At 56.8% G+C, this 24,167-nt stretch carries 15 protein-coding genes; 1 reads left to right on the forward strand and 14 read right to left on the reverse strand.

Going from position 1 to position 24,167, the window contains the following annotated elements:
* From BCY88_RS26295 to BCY88_RS26310, 4 genes are all read right to left on the reverse strand, one after another.
* A partial coding sequence (locus BCY88_RS26295; protein ID WP_147408559.1) for a PAAR domain-containing protein occupies positions 1-162 on the reverse strand: 162 nt, incomplete at its 3' end.
* 11 nt (positions 163-173) lie between these two features.
* Positions 174-1,655 carry a virulence factor gene (locus BCY88_RS26300; RefSeq protein ID WP_183081450.1) on the reverse strand — a complete coding sequence of 494 codons (1,482 nt, stop codon included), beginning with the start codon at positions 1,653-1,655 and terminating at the stop codon, positions 174-176.
* The gene (locus tag BCY88_RS26305; RefSeq protein ID WP_120347093.1) at positions 1,652-3,841 is read right to left on the reverse strand and encodes a T6SS effector phospholipase Tle3 domain-containing protein; all 2,190 of its coding nucleotides are present in this window, start codon (positions 3,839-3,841) and stop codon (positions 1,652-1,654) included. The genes BCY88_RS26300 and BCY88_RS26305 overlap by 4 nt, the downstream gene beginning before the upstream one ends.
* A 25-nt stretch (positions 3,842-3,866) precedes the next feature.
* Positions 3,867-6,674 carry a type VI secretion system Vgr family protein gene (locus BCY88_RS26310; RefSeq protein ID WP_120347094.1) on the reverse strand — a complete coding sequence of 936 codons (2,808 nt, stop codon included), beginning with the start codon at positions 6,672-6,674 and terminating at the stop codon, positions 3,867-3,869.
* 860 nt (positions 6,675-7,534) lie between these two features.
* Between BCY88_RS26310 and BCY88_RS26315 the strand changes: the two genes are divergently transcribed.
* Positions 7,535-7,696, forward strand: coding sequence for a SymE family type I addiction module toxin (locus BCY88_RS26315; RefSeq protein ID WP_236078701.1), 162 nt, complete (start codon positions 7,535-7,537; stop codon positions 7,694-7,696).
* Between the two features lie 214 nt (positions 7,697-7,910).
* On the opposite strand, the gene BCY88_RS26320 is transcribed toward BCY88_RS26315, so the two are convergent.
* The 10 genes from BCY88_RS26320 to gyrB form a co-directional block, all read right to left on the reverse strand.
* The gene (locus BCY88_RS26320; RefSeq protein WP_120347096.1) at positions 7,911-8,474 is read right to left on the reverse strand and encodes a hypothetical protein; all 564 of its coding nucleotides are present in this window, start codon (positions 8,472-8,474) and stop codon (positions 7,911-7,913) included.
* Positions 8,471-9,499, reverse strand: coding sequence for a hypothetical protein (locus BCY88_RS26325; RefSeq protein ID WP_120347097.1), 1,029 nt, complete (start codon positions 9,497-9,499; stop codon positions 8,471-8,473). The genes BCY88_RS26320 and BCY88_RS26325 overlap by 4 nt, the downstream gene beginning before the upstream one ends.
* A gap of 580 nt (positions 9,500-10,079) precedes the next feature.
* On the reverse strand, positions 10,080-10,796 hold the full coding sequence (locus BCY88_RS26335) for a M48 family metallopeptidase (RefSeq protein ID WP_120347098.1): 717 nt from the start codon (positions 10,794-10,796) through the stop codon (positions 10,080-10,082).
* Positions 10,796-13,921 carry a type I restriction endonuclease subunit R gene (locus BCY88_RS26340; protein WP_120347099.1) on the reverse strand — a complete coding sequence of 1,042 codons (3,126 nt, stop codon included), beginning with the start codon at positions 13,919-13,921 and terminating at the stop codon, positions 10,796-10,798. Before BCY88_RS26340 ends, BCY88_RS26335 begins: the two co-directional genes overlap by 1 nt.
* Positions 13,918-15,789 carry a DUF262 domain-containing protein gene (locus BCY88_RS26345; RefSeq protein WP_120347100.1) on the reverse strand — a complete coding sequence of 624 codons (1,872 nt, stop codon included), beginning with the start codon at positions 15,787-15,789 and terminating at the stop codon, positions 13,918-13,920. Before BCY88_RS26345 ends, BCY88_RS26340 begins: the two co-directional genes overlap by 4 nt.
* A gap of 68 nt (positions 15,790-15,857) precedes the next feature.
* A complete protein-coding gene (locus tag BCY88_RS26350; RefSeq protein WP_120347101.1) occupies positions 15,858-17,111 on the reverse strand; it encodes a restriction endonuclease subunit S in 1,254 nt (417 codons plus the stop codon).
* Positions 17,102-19,531 (reverse strand): type I restriction-modification system subunit M, encoded by a 2,430-nt coding sequence (locus tag BCY88_RS26355; RefSeq protein ID WP_120347102.1) that lies wholly within the window; start codon positions 19,529-19,531, stop codon positions 17,102-17,104. Before BCY88_RS26355 ends, BCY88_RS26350 begins: the two co-directional genes overlap by 10 nt.
* 162 nt (positions 19,532-19,693) lie before the next feature.
* Positions 19,694-20,164, reverse strand: a complete 471-nt coding sequence (locus BCY88_RS26360; RefSeq protein WP_120347103.1) for a type II toxin-antitoxin system death-on-curing family toxin — start codon at positions 20,162-20,164, stop codon at positions 19,694-19,696.
* A gap of 2 nt (positions 20,165-20,166) precedes the next feature.
* Entirely contained in the window at positions 20,167-21,177 is a 1,011-nt protein-coding gene (locus BCY88_RS26365) for a DNA-binding protein (protein WP_120347104.1), read from the reverse strand.
* A 413-nt stretch (positions 21,178-21,590) separates the two neighbouring features.
* Positions 21,591-24,062: a DNA topoisomerase (ATP-hydrolyzing) subunit B gene (gene gyrB, locus BCY88_RS26370; protein WP_120347105.1), complete on the reverse strand. Its 2,472-nt coding sequence runs from the start codon at positions 24,060-24,062 to the stop codon at positions 21,591-21,593.
* Between the last annotated feature and the right edge of the window lie 105 nt (positions 24,063-24,167).

The following is a 24,167-nucleotide window of genomic DNA, read 5'->3' on the forward strand; positions in this document are numbered from 1 at the left end:
ATCCCCTTCCACAATCACGCAGGCCTGATGTCCCGCGATGGGACATACACACATGTCGCCGATTCGCGCGACTGGTCTGCCCATGACCTCACTCATTGTGCTGCCAGTCGTCACCCGGCCGCCATGACTGGTTGCGTCCCCCACACGAATGATGCCGCGCATCCGACCCGCTCCTAGTACGAGTAGCCCTGCTGTTTATAATCCGTGTCATGACGACGCCCCCACCACGGAAGATAAGCGTTGTTCTCGCCGCGGGCGCGAAACCAGTCCTGATCCGCAACGATGGGCGTGAGTTTAGACGGTGGTGAGACCACGACCGCAACCGGATGGTCTGGATCCGTTGTCCCTGCAACAAGTACGCTGCCGCCGAGATGGTTTGCGCGCGCGATTGCCAGCGCCACATTTGTCAGCGCGCTACCCGCGCCCATATCTCCAAGCAATCCCGCCGTATTGAACGTCTGTTTCTGATAGTCGAACTCAGGCAAGTTCTCCGTTAACGTACGCGACAGAGAACCGACACGTTCAGACGCCGAATCCGAGCCTTTCCCCGCATCGTGGATGATGTATTGAATATCATCCAGATTTCTTCCGGCGTTTTGCGCTGCGACCTCAATGGTCGATTTCCACGCCTGTACAGCGCGCGTCGTGCCTGCCTTTGCTTCGAAATCCTTTACATTGCCCGTTGCCGCCCGACCGATCCACGCGAGTGGTTCGCGCTCGGTTTTCAATTCAGGTCCAGCAAGAATCAGCAACACCAGGTTCTCATTGATTTGACGAAACTTCGGCGGGTAGCTGGGGGCGTCCCAGTTCATCACCCAGACGCTCTGCTGGGGATGCGCCTGAAGGTAGTCGAGCGCAGCGTTCAAGGACGTGAAACCTGCGTTGGGGCCGCCGGACGTAACGCGTACGTCTGGAGGCGTATTGCGGCTCCAGAGATCAGTGAATTCGTCATTACCGATATTGAACTCGCTGATGATGCCCTTGCGCAAATATTGTCCCGCCTCAGCCGGATCGAGCCGCCCGGATGGAATCGCAAACTCGACATGCATACCGGCCAGTTCACGCCACTTCCTGCGATCCTGTGCTTTGACGGAATAGAAGTACTTCGCGTTCATGACGTAAGGATCACCAAACAGCACAAGCAACTGATCTATGTATTTTTCGTAGTAACCGTCCAGACTTTCACGACCGCCGTTTGCGTCCGCGATAGATGCAACTGGTTGGAGTGTGGTGAACTTCTTTGCATCAACTTTCACCATGTCGTCGTTCCTGTTCGGCTTAACAAGGCCCAGCGTCCACAACAACTGCCATTCGGTTGGATAGTCGCGCCGCTGAAGTGGGTTCAGCCATTCGACTCCAACGACTTGGGCACCGAATGACTGAGCAGGTCCAGTTGTCGAGACGGGCGCAATGGCTGGACTCGTGGAACTCGCCTCCGCCCGCTGACTGGCCACGGCAGTGGCCAACACAAACACGGCTAGGGCCAGCAAGCCGGGCAACACGACCAGACGTTTCATTAAATCCTCGCTACTTGAAAGTTGCAGAGCTGCTCTATCCGAACTAATCACGAATACTGCGGACAGCGCTATGGCCAACAGCATGACGCAAATCGCCAACCACACACGGCGCCGTCGCGTCGCTACGACTGCGTTCACAGATAACCCCCGACCTTAAGGAAGAAACCGCCGTCGCGTTGATCACGAATCTTCTCCGGCATCTTCGCATCTGGGTCAGACTGAATCCATCGCTGAAGAGAGTGCCCGTCCATTACGCCATCCTTGAAATATTCCGCGAACTTCCTGCTCGGATTGTCTTTGCTCAACCCACTAAGGAATCGCCAGTCAGCTTCTACGCGCAAGTCATGCAGATCGATATCAGATAGATAGCACAGACCAACTGCTACGTCATAGGTCAAAGCTTTCTCCGCATGCATCGGATTAGTCATGATCGTTGAGTGGTTAGTTGGATTGTTTTCTTCGCCCTCTTTAAGGATCTCCGTTATCTGTTCATCTCGCCATTTCGTATAGCTAGCCGATGCCCGGGTAGGATCATCCTCACCAGCCACATTGCCCTGTTCGTCAACCCAGCCATCGTTCTTGGTCCGTCGTGCTTCCATTCGCAACACCGCGTGGTCTTCATACCTCTGCGCCGCTTCGGTCTGCTCGTTGCCCTGCGCAGCTAACGCGCCAGTTCCTTTGAAGCTGTCATAGGGGTCGCTGTCCTGAAGGTTGGTTTTATCCGCGTTGCGTGCAGCGGCAGACGGGTCGTAACCCTCGTTAAAGTCGCTAGTATCATCGCCGTCTTTCACTTCGGACACTTTTCCGTACCGAATCGCCTGCGGCTTGAATCGGGTCGATTCATCCAGCTTGGGTGCTGTCACTGGCACGACCCAATCCTTTGGCGGATCAGCATTTACGGCTACGCTTGTAAAATTGAACAAATAGAGAACCGGACTGGTGATAGCCGTCATCACCTTGGCTCCAGTTGATTGATTCGAATGCAGCGCGCGCCCCAACGCAAAGCGCGCCTTTGGCGATGGCGGGTACCAAAACCCTTGCGTCTGGTTCTTGTCCTTGCGCCAATCATTTTTCCAATAGCTATAGGAAGGTGCGTCGCCGCCCACCTCAAAACCCGAGGCGAACACGCGCTGCGTGAACACGCCATTTCCTCCGGTCTTCTCGATCTCGTCTTCGTCCAATCCTCTCCAACCAATGCCTTGTACCGTCGTTGCCGAAATCACCTGGTCGTGAGGACAGCAATAGAGCGTCACTCGCCCGTAGGTCTTGTTGTTCAATCCGTGTGCAGCACGGTCTGTCGCTGCAGCGTACGGTTTGCCGCCATTTTTTGAAGGACGTGAATTCGCCATCGCCTGGTCGAGTTCCGCCGCTTCCATCTCGAGATCTGCTCGCGCTCGCAAAATATTGAAATACTCCTTCAACGTCTCTTTGCGGGCCTCGAATATCTCCCGCCCTACATTGCCTGACGAGTCGCGAACGCCGCGTTGCGCCCAGTTGTCAGTGCCCAATTCAGCGACGAGACTATACGGCGGATTGGCGAGGACGTAGCTATCTGCGACACAGCGACCGCTCTTCCCAAGCGGATCAGTTACTTCGGGTAGCCGATCGCCCAGAAACGCAGCGGCAATTCCCACCATGTTCCCCTGGCTGTGACATACCACTGTGATCGGTACATCCGCCTGTTTCTTCCGGATGGATTCGATTAGCTTAGCGAGTCGCAGCGCCGCTAGCACGCCGTAGGTGCGAGGTGGCGTGGCGTATACCTTCCGGGCATTGACCGAGTTCAGATGCTGGACTGTGATCCAGAGAAACAGCCGGTCGTTCAATCCTTCGTGCCACAGATCCGGAAGACTCGAGCAGCCGTTCGCAAAGGGACCACCTCCCCAATAGTTCTGCTCATTGAGCATAACCTTATCGCCGTACCTCTTCAGTTCTTCCTTGTTCGCCTTGTATCCCCACCTGAAATGGATCACCGGTGAGAACGACGGATCGGGATTGATGTAGGTATCGGGTTTCATATTGGGATTGATGAAGCCGTCGGCGGTCAAACTCTCGATGTAACTAGCCGGCGACATTTGTCCCGCAACGGGGCCGAAGTGAAACAGCTGGTCGTCATAGCGGCCCATCCGGCGATTCAGTCCGGCACACAGGCCCTCTTCGCTCGCCTTAAACCATTCGCCATCTGAATTTACGCCGTGCACGAAGATCACGATTCCTGGCAGCGGCATTTGCATGATGCCAATCAGTTCATTCTGGGTATCGAAGAGCGTGGTTCCTTGGCACGACCCTACTTGCACTCGATTGTCTGGATTCAGGAACGCCATATTGTTGTGATGCCCCGAGGTTCAATTAGGTAGGTTTCTTGAAGAATTTCACGGCGAGTTGCTGGAATTGGTCGCTGCTGATCGGCGACAGCTTGCCGGCCGCATCGGTTTGACCTTTGATGACGTCGCCAGCGGCTTTCTGCACTTCCGCGTCAATGCCTGTCACAGCCTGACCATCGGTCGCGCGTACAAGCTTCGGTACTCGTCCGAGCGGCGCGTTGTCGAACTTCGGCATGTCGGCACTCATACTGGCAGGACCCGCCCACGTATGACCTGCTGCCTTGACAGTGAAACTGCCTGGACAGCCGAGCTCAATGTTCGCCCCCTGTAGCTTCAGATAGGCGCCGCCGGAAGTAATCAGCACGACCTGATCGCTTGCCATACCTGACAGCTTTCCACCCGCTGCGGTGAGCATGATGTTCTTCGCCGAATCAATCTGCGTATCGTCGGCTTGACTCTGTAGACGCACCTTGCCGAGATTCGCAATCGCCGACACTCCGTTTTGATGTGCGAACAGCGAGACGCCCTGGCCTGCGTTGACATTGACGCGCTGCCCGCCAGTCAATTGAAGATGGTTCTGTGCCACGGTATCCACGTTGCCGCCGGCATAAGTCGCCACGGTCTTTGGCGTCGCCATGCTGATCCCTGCTGGCGCCGTCACACCGACAACGGCTTGTGACGACGCGTCACCACTGCCGCTCGATGTCTTCCCGTCGCTCCAGGACTTCACCGCAGTCGCGAGATCGGTCTGCGGCTGCGTGTCCATTGCGACGCCTTGATGCTCCGCGGCATAGTCGCCAAGACTCTTGAACAGCTCGATGCATTCCTGCATCAACTGCAGATACTCGTCGCGCGCTAGTTGCCCATCCTTCGCGTTCAACCGCTGCCACGCCGAAATCAACATCGCCTTACCGCTGCGAATTGCGACGTTCGCGTCGCTGCGCAACTCTGCGCCTTCGCCACGCGCTTCGCCGGTGCCGTTATCGCGGGGCTGCGTCAGATAGCCGAGGTTCAACTGACTGTAGGTGTGCTCGCTCGCCAGTTGGCTACTGATCTCTCCCGCCGTGTCGTCAAAGCGGAGCTGGTTATAGCGGGCACCCTTAATCTCCTTCGTCTTCACTCCAGACAAAAACCGATTCCCTGGCAACGTTCCGGTATGACTAAACGTTGCCGGCATATTCGGCCCGTTGTGCAGCACACCGGTGACAAACATCTTGTCCGGATCGCCATTCAGGAAATCCAGCGCAACCTCCATCCCGATGCGCGGCAACGTATCGTGCCCATAGTTCGTCCCGGCCCAGCTGCTGCTCACGCGCACGAACGCGCTGTCTTTATCCGTCCCGCTCGTACCTGCGCCCTGAGCATGCGCATGATCATCCGGATCCAGGCCCTGAAGCTGCACCTTGATCCGCCCGAGCGAATCGCAATACACCTCCTCACCCTCTGGTCCGACCACCAGCGCGGTAATCGGATAAACCCGCGGCAAATCGATTCGTGGATCGTAGGCCGGCGTCAGCGGCACACCACGCCTCACGCAACTGAAGGTGTTTTCATAGCGGCTCTCTTCCTCATCCGCGCTACTCGCCGCCCTTCCTTGCCCAGTCGACGATGAAGGCGAGGCAACCTTCGAAGGCCCCTCAACGCGCCACCGATTCGCCTCAAACAACGCCTGCGCGCGCTCATTCAACGTTTTGGGAAGACTATTCTCCCCACGATGATGCAGCGTGGTGACAATAAACTGCCGCTCCTCCTGCGGATGGGTATCCACCTCCGGATGCCCGGTCAACTCGAACCATCTGCCGACTGCCAGATCCCGCACGCCGCTCACCGCATCGACATTCGCCGAGCGCAGTTCATGGGCGAGCATGCGCGCCTTGCTGACGCGCTCATAGTCCGACCACGAATCGCCCGCGTGCGGCACGTCGATGACCGCATCGCGCAGCAGTTGCGCGAGGTCGTTGCCGGCTTCGCCCTGATCGACGATGCTCGTCTCCGACGCCTGCGCCACCGTCGCGCTTTTGTAGTCCCAGCTCGCGCGCTGCACGTTGCCCGGCACGAGCTGACGCGAGGCCGACCACAGCGTGATCGAGTCGCGCGCTTCGGTGGCGGCGTCGCGGTGATAGCGCACCGTGCCGGCCGACGACTTCGGCAGCTTCATTGGGTCGTCCAGCAACACCAGCGTGTGCACCGGCGACTCACCGGCGCCGTCGGCCGATGGGGCCGCGCCCCGCTTGCCGGCCGCCGTGAACCACGCGATGCCCTCGCGACGGCACAGCCGCCGGATGAAATCCGCGTCCGACTCGTGAAACTGCAACAGCGTCTCGCGCACCGGATACTTCGCGCGGTCCAGCGACGACAGGTCGAAATCGAACGCGCGCGCGAGCGCCGGACTCTTTTTCTGCCATTCGCCCAGCAGCCTCTCAATCACATCGGGCACACTCAGCGTGCGGAAGATGCGCGTATTGGTTCGCCCCTCCAGCACCGATAATGCATCGCGCATGGTCAACTGGTACGTCGCCAGCGACCCGTCCGACTGGCCCGCGCGCGCGTCGGTGACGATCGCGCAGATCGGGTGCAAGGCGCCACGGTCGGTGACCATCTGCACCGACAGCGGCAAGCCGATGAACGCATTGAGTGGCAAGTCCGCGCGCGTCGACAGACACGTCACGTGACCCACAATGCCTGAGCACAGGCCCTCGCTGATGTCGATGCGATGCGCGATCAGCACTTGCTCAAGGCTCGACTGGGCTGAGCCCCAGTGCAGGCGGAAGGCGCGATTGGCTTGCGTCAGGGACGGGGAGGCAAAGGCGCGGAGCAGGTCGGCGGAATTCACGGTGGTCTCTTTGGGTGTCGCGTGGTCGCGATTGTTTGGTTGGCTCGCGGGTTCTTCTGGCGGGTTTCTGGTTTGAGGTTGGTTTTGTTTTTTTGTTATTGGTGGATTTGCGGTTCGGATTTAAACGGGTGATTTATTTGGGTGATGCGTTTGTTTTGGGGCGCGGGGCTTGGGTCGCCGTTGACGCTACCGATTATGTGATGCGCTCGCATGTGTCGCCTCTTTTAGTTTGCTTTGCTTTTCACGCGCCCCGGCGTAATCGCGCGATTTTACAAAGTATTTATGGGATGAGGCAAATTGAATTATTGAAGAATGTTAAATGTTTCTTATATTGGCACTCTAATATGCATTGGGCATTGTTGTGGGGTTTATAGAGGCTTGGATGGGTTTGCTTAGGGTGGAAAGTCAAGCCATGCCGGGCGTCGATCGGGCTTCAACGAGCTCAATCTCATAGGACGTCTGTGAGGGCACAGTCTGTCTCAAATCTAGCGATGAAATGTATATTCTGTTTTGTTGTTCATCGAGCGTTCGACGTTGTTGCACAACCCTCGACAATGCGCGAAAATACATCGGATGCCTAACAACATAACCGACGATCACAACGTGTTAAGTTTATGAAGCATTACTGAGCGATTGGATCGTTGGAGGATAGAACAGGAGGCGAAAGCGCCGAGCCGAGCATCAAGGAGAACGAGGAAGGAGATGAAGCGCGGGACGCATGGGCTGCCACCCACACGACCCGCTGACCACAAACAACCCTACGGTAATAGGAGTTGATCATGGCTGACGCCAATCATAAAGCAGTTGCGCCAGTAACCCAACGCATCTTGACCATTTCGGCACAAAGACGCCCGCGGCCGATGAAAACGTTCGCACCCGCCCATGTCAAATTTTTTCCAGACTTGCCGCCGGCACCGTGGATTCGGCTTTCGGGGCGATGGCTGGAGGAGGCGGGGTTTGAGATTAGTGGGCGGATTCGGGTGGAGGTGGAAAGGGGGAGGCTAGTTATCACGCCAGAGTGAGAAGTTGCGATACCGATCGCTACACAAAGGGGGACACACGGCTCGTGTGTCGAGACAATCCGGTCAGCAATCGTGGGGTTTCGAAATTCATGTTGCCCAACCCTAGAAAGCTTTGAGTATCGATGAGATGCAAAGCGCGCGGACCATTTTCCTGACTCCGGGAAAATGGTCCGCGCGCTTTGCACACGAAGGTGTCACGTTGACGATCAAGAATCTATTGTCTTCCTTCGTCGTTGCGCGCCGGTGGCCGCTTCTTCTTCGCAAATAGCTTCTCGTAGTGGTCATGCGTCGCTGCGATGCCGGATCCAATGTCGTCAGCTGTTTTCACCAGCTCCGCAGGGAAAATCGTCAGCACAACTATCACGACTTGCCACAGAGTTAGCAAGACGAGAATCAAAAAAGACACTCCGCGGAAGAAGGGCAGGTGTGGTTGCACCGCAGGTAGCTGTTTGATCAGCGGGGCGCTAACTCCAATCAATAGTAGGGCAACCAACAGGAAAGTCGAATGGACGACCGGCGTCAGAAGAAGCCCCATGTTGTCGCCATTTGCCCGTTTCTGTCTCTGACCGCGCATCGATAGTTTGAGCCGCTCGGGATAAATGATTGCGAGCCAAGCCCCAACCACGGCAAAAATGATTGATGCAGTATTGCGGAGTGCCTCGAATAGCGGCCATTGTTGAGCGAACACGATGCCTTGGCCGAAGTAAAATCCGGCCGTGCACAATCCGATGGCTGACAGGCCAACTAACAAAAAAAATATGACTCGGAGGAGTTTCACGTCACAAGTTGAAGTAAGGCTGCTCGATGGAACGCTACGGCGTCGGCAAGAGATTTTAGCGTGACCGTTGCTTCGTCATTGCGATCCACATCCATCGAGCGAGTTTCTGTCGCGACAGCTCTTGCGAGCCAGTGGATGTTTGGATCGCCTTCGAAGGCAAAGCCCATGTCATCCCAAACACCCTTGTCCTCGTCCTTCTCTTCAGACTCGATCATCGTGCTGAGTTCCTCGACCGTAGGCTGATACTCCAACTCCATATAGACCCGGCGCTCGACCGGGTTTGCAGCGCCAGCGTCGAAATCACCCCGTACAAAGCTCACGAAGTGCTGCCAAGCTGTGCGGCTAGGTTTGTTCGTAGCTGTAAAGTGTCCGCGTCGCACGACTTTCTTGATCTTCGTGCGGTTGTCCATGAACATTTTCTTGTGGCTGGGTTTTACAAAAAGGTTGGTCCGAAAGAAGGGTCTCGCGTTTAGGACATCGCTGTTTTCGTCTTTCTGATAACCAACGATGTTTAGCTCTCCATCGGCGTCTTCATCAGCGCGAACCACGTGATTGCTCGCCATACCCATGAAACGCTCAATGTAGGCACGCATCTCCTGTTGCCCGCCAACTCGCTTGCCCATTTTCATCGTTGCGAGAAGGCCGCGCGCGGGCATAAACCAGAAATACGTGGGGAAGCCAGGAATGGATCCATCGACTACCTCATTCATATGTATCTTTGGCGCACCGACTTTAGACGTGGCACTTACCGAGGCAACTCCGCTTTCAAACGATGGAACTTCGTTCCAGCAAGCCAAAACGAAATCTTCTCCGCGCTGCAACGTATCAAGGACATAAATAGGGAAAAGCTCTTCATCGCCCTCCGATAGTTTCGTCTTCGATAACTCGATGCCGGTGGTCCAATCGCGGAGCTGTCCAAGGATGCTAGCAAGATCTCCAAACTCCGGCTCTTCCGCGCCATGCTTATAGAAGCCGCATTTATTTACTCGGTAAAACGTAAATCGGACTTCTTCTCTGACGATCATCTTGGCCCCCGCGCCTTTTTATTGGAGCTGCTTTTATATCCGAAAAGGTTCACGCAGGGTAAACGCCGTTATGCGGAGAAACCCTATAAACTGTTTTTCGCTATAGTTCGATGTAAAAGGCATTAAAACCTACGCGGGAGGTATCAACAATGCCGCCCCATGCGTTGATACGTAGCAGATGACAAGCTGTTGTCTCAAGCCTCGAAACTTCGGCGTCCGGTTCGCGCTGCTCCGTCCAAGGAGTCGCGTGTCATCGTCCCTCTGAATACTTTCTGAGCGGAGGCAATACGTGGGCTCGCGCAAAAGAGCTGCAACTTTCCCGTCCAACTCCGCAACCTCGCCGTAAAAATCGTGCCCGTCTGTCAGTGTTGAGCACAATTTCCCCAGAAGTGTTGAAGTAAAAATCCCCGTCCTGTGTAACCGGTGATTAGCCGACGTTATGATCGGGTGAGCTCCTTCGAGGACGGCCCGGCCGTCGAAGGACGGTCGGCAGGTGCAGGATTGGGTGATGACGGGCGGTTACGTAAATGCTCCGGAAGCAGGTCGGAACGCTCACGCACGCCAGTGCCCGCAGCATATGTCACTCGCTCCAGCTCTGGTGTCCCAACGGCAAAGCGTTCAACTCAGCACGCGACTCACGCCATTGAGGCCAGTACTGGTCGATCAATGCGACAAAGCGATCGCTGTGCTTCGGCTCCAGTAGGTGCAGCATCTCGTGCAACACGACATATTCAATCAGATCCTTTGGCTTCTTCACCAATTCAGTGTTGAGACGGATGTTACCGGCACGGTGATTGCAGCTACCCCACTTGGTCTTCATGCGCTGCAAGAAGTAGTCCGAGACGCGCACGCCCAACTTGGGTTCCCATTTGGCGATCAACTGCTGCACTAGGGCATGGAGCAAGGACTTATGCCAAGCGTGGATTACCTCGGCTCGTTTGGCCAGATCGTGACCTGGCCGGACCGAAAGCGTGATGCGCTTGTGGTCCAGTTTGACGAAGGGCTTTACGTCCGCTTCCACCACGGTCATCAGATGGCGGCGGCCCCATAGCTCATGACTCTCACGCTCAATGAACTGGCGCGGTGTCTCACGAGCTTGGGCCTTCAGCGTATCTTGCTGTTGGCGAATCCACGCGAGCTTGGAGATAGCATAGGCCCGCGCCACCTCCGTGCGGATACTCTGCGGCGCCACCAGGGTCACGCGCCCGTCCGGCGGATGCACAGTGAGGTGCACATTCTTTACCCCTTTGCGGATCAGATTGATCCGCAACGAGCCCAAGGCAATCTCTTCACTCATCAATACCCTGACTGATTCTTGATGATCTCGAAGATAGCCATGGTGGCGGCCTTATTCTTCTTCATGATCGGGTAGATCGCGTTCAGCACTTGGGCTTCCCTCGCGGAGTCGCCCTTCCAGCCTGCCGGCGCTTTTTCACGAACAGCTTTGTCCAGCATCAGTGCCAACGTCAAATACTCGTCACCATAGGGTGGAATAGGTTCTTCGGCGGTGTTGTCCTGCGCTGCGGTGGCCAACAACACGTCGGGCAAGTTGTTGTAAAGAACCGCTGCCTCCTTATTTCCGCGCAACTCGGTCGGCAGCTTGCTGCTTTCTTGCCCTTGATTGCCTAACTTTACGGCCAGGGCCTCGGCGTTCTTCAAAAACTGCTCGTAGCTATCGGTATCGTCACGCTTTTGCTGTATCAGGTCCTCAAGCAGCTTGGACATTTGCTCGTAGAACTTGGGATCGGTCAACTGATCCCGGATGATGGTTCTGCGAACGTTGTTGATGATGCCTTCAGCAATCGCGTTGTGGGACAGATTGCCTTTCTCATTGAGTTTCTTGGCAATCGCATCATGGATGCCTGTCTCGATGATCAACTCGGTCAGGGACAGTGAGCTCAGGTTGCCTAGCAGGTCCGCTGGGTCGGCCTGGATGTAGGTGTTAATGAGGTGGCGCATATCGGCTTCGAAGGGCTTCGTGTCCAGTTCTTCGCCCGAGTAGTTCTTGATCGCAGCGCGAATTTCGGTGTAGAAAGCCGTTTCCTTTTCGAAGGTTTCAATCTGCTGCGCGGAGTAGCCAGCCTCGTCCAGATTTTGTGCCAGATCCGCATAGGCGCGCACATAGGCCGCCACGGCCTTGTAGAACGCTATGCGCAGCGGCTCGGTGTTATTCAGCGCGGCGGCATCTGCCGCACTGCCGCAGAAGTAGTGAATGTGCTGCTCAATGCCCTGCGGTTGGTTGACCGGGGCACACAGGTAAATCAACACCTCGCGTGCTGCATCGAGCTTGGCCTTGCCCTCGTCGCGCCAGTCCTTGACGATCACGTTGCTGTCGTCGCCGCAGCTTTCTGTGTCCAGCTCATCCGAGGTGTAGACAGCAATCGCGTCCTGAACTTTGCTGAACAGCTCTTTGTAGTCGACGATATGACCGTAATTCTTGTCTTCGCCATCGAGCCGGTTGGTACGGCAGATGGCCTGGAACAGGTTATGGTCACGCAGCTCGTTGTCCAGATAAATGTAGGTGCAGCTGGGCGCGTCAAAGCCGGTCAACAGTTTGCTCACCACGATCAGCAGTTTGAGGTTGGCCGGCTCCTCGATGAAACGACGCTTCATCTCCGTCTCGTACTGCGTGGTGGTCTGGGCCGCCTTCAGCACATGCTGCGTGTAGGTGTCGAATTTGTAGCGTTCGTCGCTGTCCTTGGGCTCCTGGGAGATCGCGTTGTGATTCGGTTCAAACGACGTGATGATTCCACAGAGCTTGCCAAAGGTCGTGTTCTGAAACAACCGAAAGTAGTGGCAGGCGTCGTAAATTGATGCCGCCACGAGGATGGCTGTGCCTCGGTCGTCGTTCAACCTGGGCCGAACGCCAAAGTCGTGAATGATGTTCGCCAGGATGCGCTGCTTGCGCTCGCCCGAGCTCATCAGGTCTTCCATCGTGGCCCAGCGCTTGCGCAGCACGGACTTCTGGTAGTTGTTGAGACCTTTGGCAGCCTTCTCAAACCAGTCGTCCACCGCCTTGGGCGAGGTCAGGCGTTGCGGCACCGCGCGGGCCTCGTACTTCAGGTCCAGCACGACCCCGTCGGCCACGGCCTCGTTAAACTTGTAGGTGTGGATGAAGCTGCCAAACACCTCGCGGGTGGTCTGCCTGTCGCGGCGCAATAGCGGCGTTCCGGTGAAGCCGATGAAGATCGCCGTGGCTAGCCAGCGCTTCATCTGCTTGTTCATGTCGCCACCCTGGCTCCGGTGGCATTCGTCCACGAACACGTAGAAGCGGCCTGCCATTTTGGGTGGTTCACCCTTCAGGTCGGATGCGTCGATCTTGTGAATTAGTGCACACATCAGCCGCGGCGATGCAGAACCAAGCTTTTCCACCAGATCCTTGCGCGACTGGATGCGGGGCGACGGCGCCTCCGCCCCAATCACCCCGGCGTTCTTCATGACGCCCTCGATCTGCTTGTCTAGCTCATCCCGGTCCGTCACAACCAGAATGCGCGCATCTGGGTCGTGCTCCAGCAACCACTTGGCGATCAACACCATCAGGATGCTTTTACCACTGCCCTGGGTATGCCAGATCACGCCACCTTCCTGCTTCTTTATGCGTTCCTGCGCGGCCTTCACGCCTTCAAATTGATGCAAGCGCGGCACCTTCTTCTGGCCCGCATCAAAGATCACGAAGTTGCGCAGCAGGTCCAGCAATCGGGTTGGGTCCAGCATCTGACTGAGTGGCCCGTCCAGTAACTCACCTTCGGAGACCGCAGTGTTGTCGCCACCCAATTGGTGGTGCTTCCACTCGACGAAGAACTTCTCCGGCGTGCCCGTGGTGCCATAGCGCAGCCCCTGCGAATCGCTGCCTGCCAGCACCAACTGCACCGTGCTAAAGAAGCCTAAATTGAAGATCTCTTCTTGGTTAGTTATGAGCTGGCGGATACCATTGGCCACGTCCACCGAGCTGCGCTTGAGTTCCACTACCGCCAGCGCGATGCCATTCACGTAAAGCACGATGTCGGGGCGGCGCTCATGCCCACCTTTTAGGGTGACCTCCTCGGCCAGTGCGAAGTGGTTGTTCGCTGGAGTGGCCCAGTCGATCAGGTGAACCGTTTCATGCGGCGCCCCCGCCGCCACCTGCACGGGTACGCCATAACGCAGCAGTTGGTAAGTCCGCAAGTTGGCTTGATAGAGCGTGATACCCGTGGCGTCTGCTGCAGCCATCAACTTCTGGATGGTCTGCGACACGTGGACATCCGAATAGCCGCGCTCCTTCAAGTTTGCGCGCAGGTACTCCGACTCGATGCACCGGTTATCCGCCCGCTTGCTCCACTCGCCCAGGTTGACGTAGCCGAGGCCACCATCCGACACAGGCGTGCAGATCCACTTGACGATACGGTTTTGAGTCACGCGTTCGGGACGAAGTGGCTGGGTCATATCGTGAATTCCTGTAACCGTTGTGGTGCCCATACCTGTTCCACCAGCGCTGCCACTAGCTCGCGCCGGGCCAGCTGCTCTTCCTTGGTGAACTTGTCGAAGGCCTTAAACGGCAGTTGATGGGCTACAGCAAACTGCTTGAACTGGGGCTGGTGCAGGTACGCGCTCGTGTCCATGCTCGCCGCGTAGAAGTTCTGCTTGGCATAGTGCGCACGTTTGTCGGCGAACGGCTTGGCCTGCAGACTGCGGTTTACGTCGGCCGGCAGCAACAGCAGTGAAGCAACGTGGTTGCGCCACTCATCGAACTCATACTCGTCTGCAAAGTGCGTGGCTACTGCCTCAAAGTCATCGGCCCAGATGTGCTCGATGTCGAACGGATTCTTGACATCCCGATTGACCAGCTTGTCAAACGACTCGGTGCGCCCCGCGCCGGCCTCGGTCGTCGCCGTAAGGCGTGCCAACAGGTGGGCGATGTACCGGCGGCTGAACTGGTTCAGGCCCAGCCCATCGATGCCGGTACGGCCCCTCGCTGCGCTGCCCGCAAAGGTCACATCGTCCTCCGCCAACTTGCGGGTCAGAACGTCGATTAATTCACCTAAAGGCTTGCGACGAATGTCACGACACAGCAGCCACATGGCATACGACACGCTGGAGTATCCCACGCGGATGTAATTCACTACGCGGCGCATCAACCAGATGTCAAGGTAGGTGGCTGTCACCGCGAGCTTGCGGCGTACGGTGTCGTCATCGTCCGTTTCCACCAACGGCGCCAGCAGCACGGTGCCCTGCCACGTGAAATCGTTGTGGGCGTTATAGAAGATCGCTTCCAGGCCCGCAGTGTATTGCCTGCTTGCATCCAGGATGCGCCGATAGGCCTTGGCAAAGAAAGGAAAGCTCTCCGCCATCAGTTTCTGGTTGGCCAGGGCGCTGCCGAGGCCAAGTTGCACGCTGTGATCGCGCACCCAGCGGTGAAAGACTGAACCGATTAGCTCCCAGTCCTTGTCGACGGCGCCGGCCTTGCGTTCGCGCGTGGTCTCGGCGTACTGCGCGCGCAGCCACGCCTTGATGCAATTGGCGTCGCGCTCAGGCTCGTGGCTGCCGCCCCAGGAAATCAACTCCAGCACTTGCTGCTTCCAGGTCTGGTTGGCTTGCACGCGGGCTTGGGGCTCTTCGATCGGAGCCAGCAGGTAAGCCTTGAGCATGTCTACCGGGCTCAGCGGCTTGCCACGATCGTTCATGGTTTCGAAGATCGCGTAGGCGTAGTTGTCGTTGTCGGTGGCGATTTCAATCAATCCCACTCGCGTCAGCAACCAGTAGATGAAGTGCGGCAGCGCGTCGCCGAGATCAACCAGCAGGTCGTTGGCCTCGATGTCGCCGTAACGGGCGTACATGGTCTGGATGGACTCGTCTTTTCCGTCGGGGTTGTAGTCCTGGCCCTGGAACAACGCCTGGATGACCGGCAGGCGCTCGGGGATATCGAGGTTGAATTTGGGCTGGCCCAGGTTGTCGCTAAAAATCAGCGGCGCCATGGTCTTGGACACCGGCAAGTCCTGCACTTCCGCCGCACGGTACAGGCAGATCAGCAGCAGCGTCAGCGAGGTCACCCGCTGCTGGCCATCGATCAGGTAGTTCTTGCCGTTGCGCTTGCTGACGATGATGGAGCCGAGGAAGTATTCACCGTAACCGCTGACCGCAGGGGTTTCGTCGCCAGTCTTGTAGTGACTGGAGAACTTGGCCTGCAGGTCCGACAGCAGTTCGTCGATGTTTTCCTTTTCCCACTTGTACTCGCGCTGGTACTCGTCGATGGAGAACGACTGGCTTTGCAGCAGCTGCTGTACGCTCCGGTAATGCGGTGTGATGGCGCTCATGGCGTGTCCTCACGCGTCTTGTTTTTGGGCTTCTGATTTCTTTACTACTGCCTTGGCATGGGCAACGGTCATATTAGCCTTGTCCTGCCGGTTAGTAGTTCTTGCATCATCCCTTGCTTTAGGGCTCGGGTTTTGGCCAAGCGAGATTCGAGGGCGGAGAGGTCGGTGTCCATGTCGGAGAGAACGGTGGCGATGGCTGCTTGTTCCTCAACATCCGGCAATCGCAACTCAGCGCTAACAATGTGGGCGCGATTGGTAGCGTAGACTTTCGTCCCGGCGGCCAATCGCTTCAAGTGCGCCCTGAATGCCGGGACGAACTGCAAATAGGCCTTGAAACCGTCGACAAGTACACTCTTGTCGAAACGTACCGCGATGGTGTGCTGGCCAGAGACGAGTTCACTCTCGGTCAGCCCTTGTACTTCGACCGACTTGCCAACTCCATCTAAATCCTCTGACGCGTCCGCAAACACCAGATCGCCGTTTGCCAATCTATCAAGCTTAGAAGCTTTAGCTACTGGCAAGAATGGCATCGCTGTCATCGAGGGTCTTACGAATACACCTGTCGATCCATGAATGTCGCCGTAATGCAGGTATTTAACACTGCCGGTTTCTCTAAGTTCGGCACGAGAATTAACGCCATTTTTCAAGAGCGTCAAATGCTCTCCAAGCGGCGTCAACTTCCACTCCTTACTGAACCTTGGCAGGCGAGTTTCGCCGGTGAGGAGCTGCTGCATCGCGGCCTGTTTGATGTCGCGCTTCTTGGCGATCAGCCGCTCCAGCGCCGCAATCAGGGTATCCACATCAGAGAGCGCGGCGGCGATGGCACGTTGTTCGGAAAGGGGGGGCAGTGGAATAGGAATCGAGTTGCAGGCATTCTTATTGAGATACGGGACAGCTGTTTTCGTACCCCTGCTCTCAATCAATTCCTTCAGGTGATCGAGGGCATTTAGTAAGAACGAGGCATCAATACACTCCGTTGGAATGAAAGCATGAAGCTGCTGATTAACGACTAGCTCTTTCGCGGTTATCGATACGATTCCCAGTTCACCTGCACATGACATGAGGACCGCGCCGACCGGAACGATCTTCGAACCAACCGATTGCGCTTCGGCTCTGGAGACACAAAGGCCGAGCCTTGATCTGCTTACGGACCTCCCGACCGCCAAGTCTGGGGTTGTAATCCACGGAATATCGCCGTCAAAGAGAGTGGGTTTGTTTCTGCCCGGGACAATGCATCCGCATACGTCGCCGACTTTCGGCGTCTGCCATTCCTCAGGGATAACGCCCACTGCCGTCTGCCTATATCCGGTCCTCAATTCCATGCCACCCCCATCCGCTTTAGGTGGGCATCCACCTGGGCCGACGCAACCGCCACCTCGTCCACCAGCACCGGCAGCGGAGCTGCATAGCGCTCAGCCAATTCACGGATGCGGTAGGTGAGGGTTTGGCTGACGCGGTCAAGTTCGCCTTGTACATCACTGGCCAAGCGCGCCAGCCACTTGTCATTTGCGACAAGTGATTGAATCTCTTCCACGCTGAGCTTGTCGTACTGGTCATGGGCCAGTTGGTCGAGCTTGGCATCCAGCTCCTTGACCGCTTTCTTCAGGGCCGCTTCATCGTTGGTGAGCTTGACCCACTCTCTCAGCACCTTCAATTCGGCAGCGCCGTCCGGGTCGGTGCCAATCTCCTTGATGCGATCCTTAACGGCAGCTGCGTTGATCCTGTCGAAGCCGCCAAACGCGGCGTCTTCGCCACTGTGCTCCTCCTCCAGTTCGGCCAGCGCGCTGCCCGTCGCGTCCATTGCAGCCTGCTTGGCGCCCAGCGTCACTTGCTCCTTCGCAAAGTAGCGCCCCACGATGAGTGACTTGGGTACCAGCTCGCAAGCCCAGCCCTTGTCCTTCTTCTTGCCCTTCTTGTCGGTCTCGATAATGCGTGCCGGCTTGGCCACCCAACCGTCGAGGGCGATCGCATACGCGTCGTCCTGCATTACTTCCGCCCAGTAGTCCATCAGGTGCTGATAGACGCTATAAGCGTCGATCAGAGGCGCAGACTTCACGCTGGCAAGCAGGTCTTCCGACAGCAGTTCGAGGAAGGCCTTGGGGTGGTCACCCTGCGTGAAGCCTTTCATGCGCGGCTCGTGGCGGGCTTGCCAGTCGTCAAATAACTTCGTTACGGTAGCCTGGAAGGCGCGGAACTCGGCATGCTCCAAAATAGCGGCCTTGATTTCGGCCAAGGGTTGCTGGAGCTTGCGGTAGCCCTTGCGGTGTGGCGCGAATAGAGTGGCGCACAGCGCGGGCATCACCTGCCAGTAAGAGGACAGAGCGCTAGTGGCGCCGAAAAGATCGCGCTCCGGGATGCCACCATTCAGATGGGCGCTGAGGTCCTGGATGTCTTCGACTTCCGTGCCGTCGATGTAACGCGGCAGGTTAAGGTTGTAGTCGTTCTTCTCGCTGGCGATGTCGCTGAGCGGCACCATGCGGGCATAGCCGGGCACGTCGTCCAGTCTATGAAAGCTATCCACGATGCGATGCAGGTCTTGCTCGCGCAAGCGGTTCTTGTTGCCGTCCTTGATGAAGCCCTTGCTGGCGTCGACCATCATCACGCCCTTGCGCGCGGCGGCGTTTTCCTTGTCCAGCACCAAGATGCACGCAGGGATGCCGGTGCCATAAAACAAGTTGGCCGGCAAACCGATGATGCCCTTGAGGATGCCGCTGCTCACAAGTTGCTTGCGGATGACGGCTTCCGCATTGCCACGGAACAGTACGCCGTGCGGCAAGATGCAAGCAGCCTTTCCGCTGGCCTTCATACTGCGAATGATGTGTAGCAGGTAGGCGTAGTCGCCCTGTTTGGCAGGAGGTGCGCCCCAGGTGAACCGCTTGTAAGGGTCATCAGTGGGGATAAGGCCCGTGCTCCAGGCTTTGTCGGAAAACGGCGGGTTGGCCACCACATAATCATAGGTGCGCAGTTGCTCGCCATCCTTAAACTTGGGGTTAGCCAACGTATTGCCGCTGAGGATGTTGGCCGTGGGGAAGTCGTGCAAGATCATGTTCATCCGTGCGAGGCCGGCCGTAGTTACGTCCTTCTCCTGACCTTCCAGCGTGATGTGCTTGCCGGCCTCAGCGGCCACCTTCAGCAGCAACGAACCCGAGCCGCAAGTGGGGTCGTAGGCGGTGGTGTTGCCTTTGGTGTTGGTGGGCGAGATGCCGATAACTTTGGCGATGATGCGGCTCACTTCGGACGGCGTGTAGAACTGCCCCTTGCTCTTGCCACTTTCTGTGGCGAAGTGGCGCATCAGGTATTCGTAGGCGTCGCCCAGAATGTCATCGTGCTCGGCTCGGTTCTGCGAGAAGTCCAGCTCGGGCTTCTGAAAAATGCTGACCAGATTGGTGAGGCGCTCGACCATCTCGGCGCCGGTGCCTAGCTTCTCGGGATCGTTGAAATTGGGGAAGTCGCTACGCGCGAGGCGGTTATTGTTATCAATCAGCGGCTGGATGATCTGGGTGTTGATCTTGTCGCCGATATCGCTCTTACCCTTGAGGGCGATCATGTCTTTGAAGCTGGCGCCCTTGGGAATGACAACCGGCGGCGCGATGTCATCGCTATCGGCGTACTTGTCACTGATGTACTTGATGAACAGCATGAACAGGACGTAGTCCTTGTACTGGCTGGCATCCATGCCACCGCGCAGTTCATCGCAAGAAGCCCAGAGGGAGGAATATAGGTCCGACTTCTTAATTGCCATAAGTTTCGAAAGTGATGTTGAAGCCGCTTTTGTTTAACGTCGCAGCTACACAGTTTCTGAAGGGGGCTTGCGCACAGCCGAAGCAGCTAGGCCGGCTCAAGGTCGGCCTTTGGCAGCCAGCCTTGGGCGGGTGATGGGATAGCTCGCTACGGGTGGCATTTGCTAGTCATCCGATTCGGTTAGGGAGCGTGAAATTGCCTCAATCAGCGCAAGTTTGAGGACTTCGGAATAGTCATCCTCGTACAAAATAGACGCAATCAGTTGACGCAATAACTCTTTGCTTACGACGTTGTCCGCCACGTACACCGCAATGTTTTCCATTTCGCGAACAAAGCGCGTAACGACATAGTCGTATCCGTTTAGCTCTAGAAAATAGGCCCCAAGACCGATGGACGAACGTTTGTTGCCGTCGTTAAACGGGTGGTTTTTGTTGATGGAGAACATCAAGTGCGTGAGCTTATCCGCCATTTCTGGGTAGTACCGGTCATTTTGGATATGACCCAATACGCTTTCAAGATGCTCAACGTGCTTGACGCCAGACAAGCCGCCAGATTTGACGATAATCCAGCTCTGAGTTTCGATGGCATGCGTCACATCGAAGTAGAGGAAGCGAATGCCTTGGTGCTCGTCCATACTCACCGGTCTTTCAGACGTTTAAACACGGCAAGAGTGGCGGGGTCGCTCAAGCGCTCCTCAAGGGACTTACTAGTTTCGCCCAGGAAACGGTCAAAATCCGCCTGTGGTACAGACTGGATGTAGGCTTCCAGTTTCTGGTGAAGCGCATCCCTGAACCCCAAGTCGCGGCTGGCCATCTTGGTGCGCGCATCCATAATCAGCGGTCTAAACAGCGGATGACTCTCGAACTGGCCGAACAGCGTCTCGGCTTCCTGCATCGTCAGCTTGCGGCCTTGACGAAGAACGGCGGCGGCAAATTCGTGAGCGACACCGATTTCGTAACTTGCGATCAGGTTAAGCACTTCCGCGTACATGGTCTCGCGGATGTTGTCCTTGCCAGCCAAGTTCAATACCTTGCGGTACTCAGCGGCGTTTTCTTTGAAAATACTCTGATAGATGAGATTGGTAAAACGGACGTATTTCCACTTATTCTCTACAACATGTTGGTCTAAGGCGTCTGTGAACTGTTTGCGGTAGCTCTGTTCCTGAAACGCAGCTGTCAGAAACTGATCGTCGCGCTGATTGATGTACTTGGTGTGTCCGCCTGTGCGCTCGGCTAGCACGTCCATCACAATGTCAAGCAATCTGGAGCGGATGGCCTTTGCCCGCTCACTCTCCGTGAGGAGCATGGCCAAGTTAAGTACCGCGCGGAAGCTAAAGACCCCTAGGACGGGTGCCCTGTTACCCTCGCCCGTGAGGGTAACATCACTCAAGTCTTTGAATTCTTTGAGTTTTTTACCCTTGAGGAGCTCGTAGCCGTTTGCTTTAAGTTCCTCGCCATGACTAGCGATGTAACGCTCGACAGTGGCATCGCTTACCTCGAGCAGCGCCGTTACCTGCTGCTTCGTGAATACCATTTCGCCTTGGTACGCGATACCACCCAGCTCCAGATGTTGCTCGGCCGCCTGTAACGCATACCTGTTGTTCAGGATATTCTGTCGCTGATACTGAGCAGGGGTCTGATCGCTCATTCAGAGTTCTCTACAAAACAAAAGGCGCAGTGTTGGAGGGAGCCCTCGGCAGGAATGATCGCTGAGGTGAGATCGCACCAATTTTAGCAAGGTGCAGCAACTGAGGAGTGGCGTATCAAGCGTTCAGTACCGACTTACGCCAACACCAAAAACCCGTCTCCCGCTCTGCACAATGCACGTTCTGGCAAACGGTCGAAAACTGCTGAGAATGGGCATTGGCGATGGTATTTTCAGCGCCCAGATAAGTCTATCAAGCTGGAGCGCAGCCGATCCTCTCCCCCAAGCAAAGCCCCGAAGCCGCCTCCTTGCTCGAGCCAAGAAAGCGGTCGCGCGCCGCTAAAGTAGCGCGGGCGGAGTGCGCCGCTCATCGGCATGTCCATACCGAGAGGGCGCACAACTAGAAGCAATTGTCCTCAAACGTCAATATTCCCCGCCCTAAGCGCATTCGACTCAATGAAAGCCCGACGCGGCTCCACATCATCCCCCATGAGCGTCGTAAAGATGCCATCAGCCGCAATCGCATCCTCAATCTGCACACGAAGCAAACGACGCACCGTCGGATCCATCGTAGTCTCCCAAAGCTGCCCAGGATTCATCTCGCCGAGGCCTTTGTATCGCTGCTTGGAAATATTCCGTTCAGCATCAGCCAGCAACCACTTCATAGCGCTCTTGAAGTCGGTAACGGCCATACTCCGCTCACCACGTTTGATCACCGCCCCACTACCAATCAACCCCTTAAACGTATTAGCGGTATTGATCAGCTGTTGGAAATCCGCCGTCAGTTGAAAATCCTGATCCAGCACGGAAACCTTCTGATTGCCGTGATGTGTCCGAGCGACCTTCAGCGAGCGCAACTCCCTCACCGGGTCATACATCGTCGAAACGGTAACCTCAGGCTTCAACGCATCATCCCGCAACTTGGCCTCAAGAGCCGCCGCCGAAACCGCAGCCGCCTCTTCGGAGGAAAGGTCAATAACAACCCCATCCATCACAGCCTCAAGCGCCCCAGCGTCATACAACCGGCTCAGACGGTTGACCACAGCTTGAGCCAACAAATAAGCCCGAGCCAACTCGCCAAGCGCATCGCCGGTGATAGGCGTAGCGCCTTCGGAAGCCAACAACTCCGACCCCTGCAAAGCCAGCTTCAGAATGTGAGCATTAACCTCAGCCTCATCCTTCAAATACCGTTCATCCTTACCCGCCTTGATCTTGAACAGCGGCGGCTGCGCGATGTAGATATACCCACGCTCGATCATGTCCGGCATCTGACGATAGAAGAACGTCAGCAGCAGCGTGCGGATGTGCGCGCCGTCCACGTCAGCATCGGTCATGATGATGATGCGGTGATAACGCAGCTTGTCGAGGTTGTAGTCTTCCTTGCCGATCCCGCAACCCAGCGCAGTAATCAGCGTCACAATCTGCTCCGAAGAAAGCAGCTTGTCATAGCGCGCCTTCTCCACGTTGAGCACCTTGCCGCGCAGCGGCAAGATCGCCTGAAACTTCCGATCCCGCCCCTGCTTCGCCGAGCCGCCTGCCGAGTCGCCCTCGACGATATAAATTTCCGACTTCGCCGGATCCTTCTCCTGGCAATCCGCCAGCTTCCCAGGCAGACCAACCCCATCCAGCACACCCTTACGACGCGTCATTTCACGCGCCTTCCGAGCCGCATCCCGCGCCCGCGCCGCATCAACAATCTTGCCGCAAATGATCTTCGCGTCGTTCGGCGTTTCCAGCAGGAATTCCTCGAGCGCCTTCGCGACCACATCCTCCACCGGCGCGCGCACTTCCGACGACACCAGCTTGTCCTTGGTTTGCGCGCTGAACTTCGGCTCCGGCACCTTCACCGACAGCACGCACGAGAGCCCTTCGCGCATGTCGTCGCCGGCCGTCTCGACCTTCGCTTTCTTCGCGACTTCGTGATCGGTGATGTACTTGTTCAACACGCGCGTCATCGCCGCACGCAACCCGGTCAGGTGGGTGCCGCCGTCGCGCTGCGGAATATTGTTCGTGAAGCACAGCACGTTTTCGTTGTAGCTGTCGTTCCACTGCATCGCCACTTCCACGCCCACGCCGTCTTTCTCGCCGCTGATGTGGAAAATGTTCGGGTGCAGCACAGCCTTGTTCTTGTTGATGTACTCAACAAAACCCTTCACGCCGCCCACGAACGCGAAATCTTCTTCCTTGCCCGTGCGCTGGTCGGTCAGCTTGATTCGCACGCCGTTATTCAGGAACGACAGTTCGCGAATCCGCTTGGCCAGAATGTCGTAGTGATATTCGACATTGCCGAAGATCGTCTCGTCGGCGAGGAAGTGCACTTCGGTGCCGCGGTTTTCGGTGTCGCCAATCAGCTGAATCGGCGAGACAGCCACGCCGTCGATCTCTTCGATCACGCGGTTCTGCGGCACGCCACGGTGAAATTCCATGAAGTGCTTCTTGCCGTCGCGGCGAATGGTGAGGCGCAGCCATGCCGAGAGCGCGTTCACGCACGAGACGCCCACGCCGTGCAGGCCGCCGGACACCTTGTAGCTGTTCTGGTCGAACTTGCCGCCGGCGTGCAGTTCGGTCATCACGATTTCAGCGGCGCTGCGCTTCGGATCGTGCTTGTCGTCCATCTTCAGGCCGGTCGGCACACCGCGGCCGTTGTCGGTGATGGAAATGGAGTTGTCCGCGTGAATGATCACCTGGATATCGTTGCAATGCCCCGCCAACGCTTCGTCGATGGAGTTGTCCAGCACTTCGAATACGAGGTGATGCAAACCGGTCCCGTCTGACGTATCCCCGATGTACATCCCCGGCCGCTTGCGCACCGCCTCCAGACCTTCGAGGATCTGAATCGAGGAGGCGCCGTAGCTGTTATCGGGTTGCGAATTGTTCGTTTCAGTCATGGATTTTTTCCGGTTCTGCGTTGCTGCTTGGTTGCTGCTCGGGACTTTTCAAAACACCATAAAAACGCCAAAGGGGCGCTGCGCCCCTTGGTGTGTTCTTTGGTT

Origin of the sequence: Paraburkholderia fungorum, assembly GCF_003610895.1 — a bacterium.
Taxonomy (GTDB): domain Bacteria; phylum Pseudomonadota; class Gammaproteobacteria; order Burkholderiales; family Burkholderiaceae; genus Paraburkholderia; species Paraburkholderia fungorum_B.

What these genes read in the sequence shown, in the direction of transcription:
- BCY88_RS26305 (WP_120347093.1), bottom strand. Translation starts at nt 3,841, where the DNA reads ATGGCGTTCCTGAATCCAGACAATCGAGTGCAAGTAGGGTCGTGCCAA.
- BCY88_RS26315 (WP_236078701.1), top strand. Translation starts at nt 7,535, where the DNA reads ATGAAAACGTTCGCACCCGCCCATGTCAAATTTTTTCCAGACTTGCCG.
- BCY88_RS26325 (WP_120347097.1), bottom strand. Translation starts at nt 9,499, where the DNA reads ATGATCGTCAGAGAAGAAGTCCGATTTACGTTTTACCGAGTAAATAAA.
- BCY88_RS26335 (WP_120347098.1), bottom strand. Translation starts at nt 10,796, where the DNA reads ATGAGTGAAGAGATTGCCTTGGGCTCGTTGCGGATCAATCTGATCCGC.
- BCY88_RS26340 (WP_120347099.1), bottom strand. Translation starts at nt 13,921, where the DNA reads ATGACCCAGCCACTTCGTCCCGAACGCGTGACTCAAAACCGTATCGTC.
- BCY88_RS26345 (WP_120347100.1), bottom strand. Translation starts at nt 15,789, where the DNA reads ATGAGCGCCATCACACCGCATTACCGGAGCGTACAGCAGCTGCTGCAA.
- BCY88_RS26350 (WP_120347101.1), bottom strand. Translation starts at nt 17,111, where the DNA reads ATGGAATTGAGGACCGGATATAGGCAGACGGCAGTGGGCGTTATCCCT.
- BCY88_RS26355 (WP_120347102.1), bottom strand. Translation starts at nt 19,531, where the DNA reads ATGGCAATTAAGAAGTCGGACCTATATTCCTCCCTCTGGGCTTCTTGC.
- BCY88_RS26360 (WP_120347103.1), bottom strand. Translation starts at nt 20,164, where the DNA reads ATGGACGAGCACCAAGGCATTCGCTTCCTCTACTTCGATGTGACGCAT.
- BCY88_RS26365 (WP_120347104.1), bottom strand. Translation starts at nt 21,177, where the DNA reads ATGAGCGATCAGACCCCTGCTCAGTATCAGCGACAGAATATCCTGAAC.
- gyrB (WP_120347105.1), bottom strand. Translation starts at nt 24,062, where the DNA reads ATGACTGAAACGAACAATTCGCAACCCGATAACAGCTACGGCGCCTCC.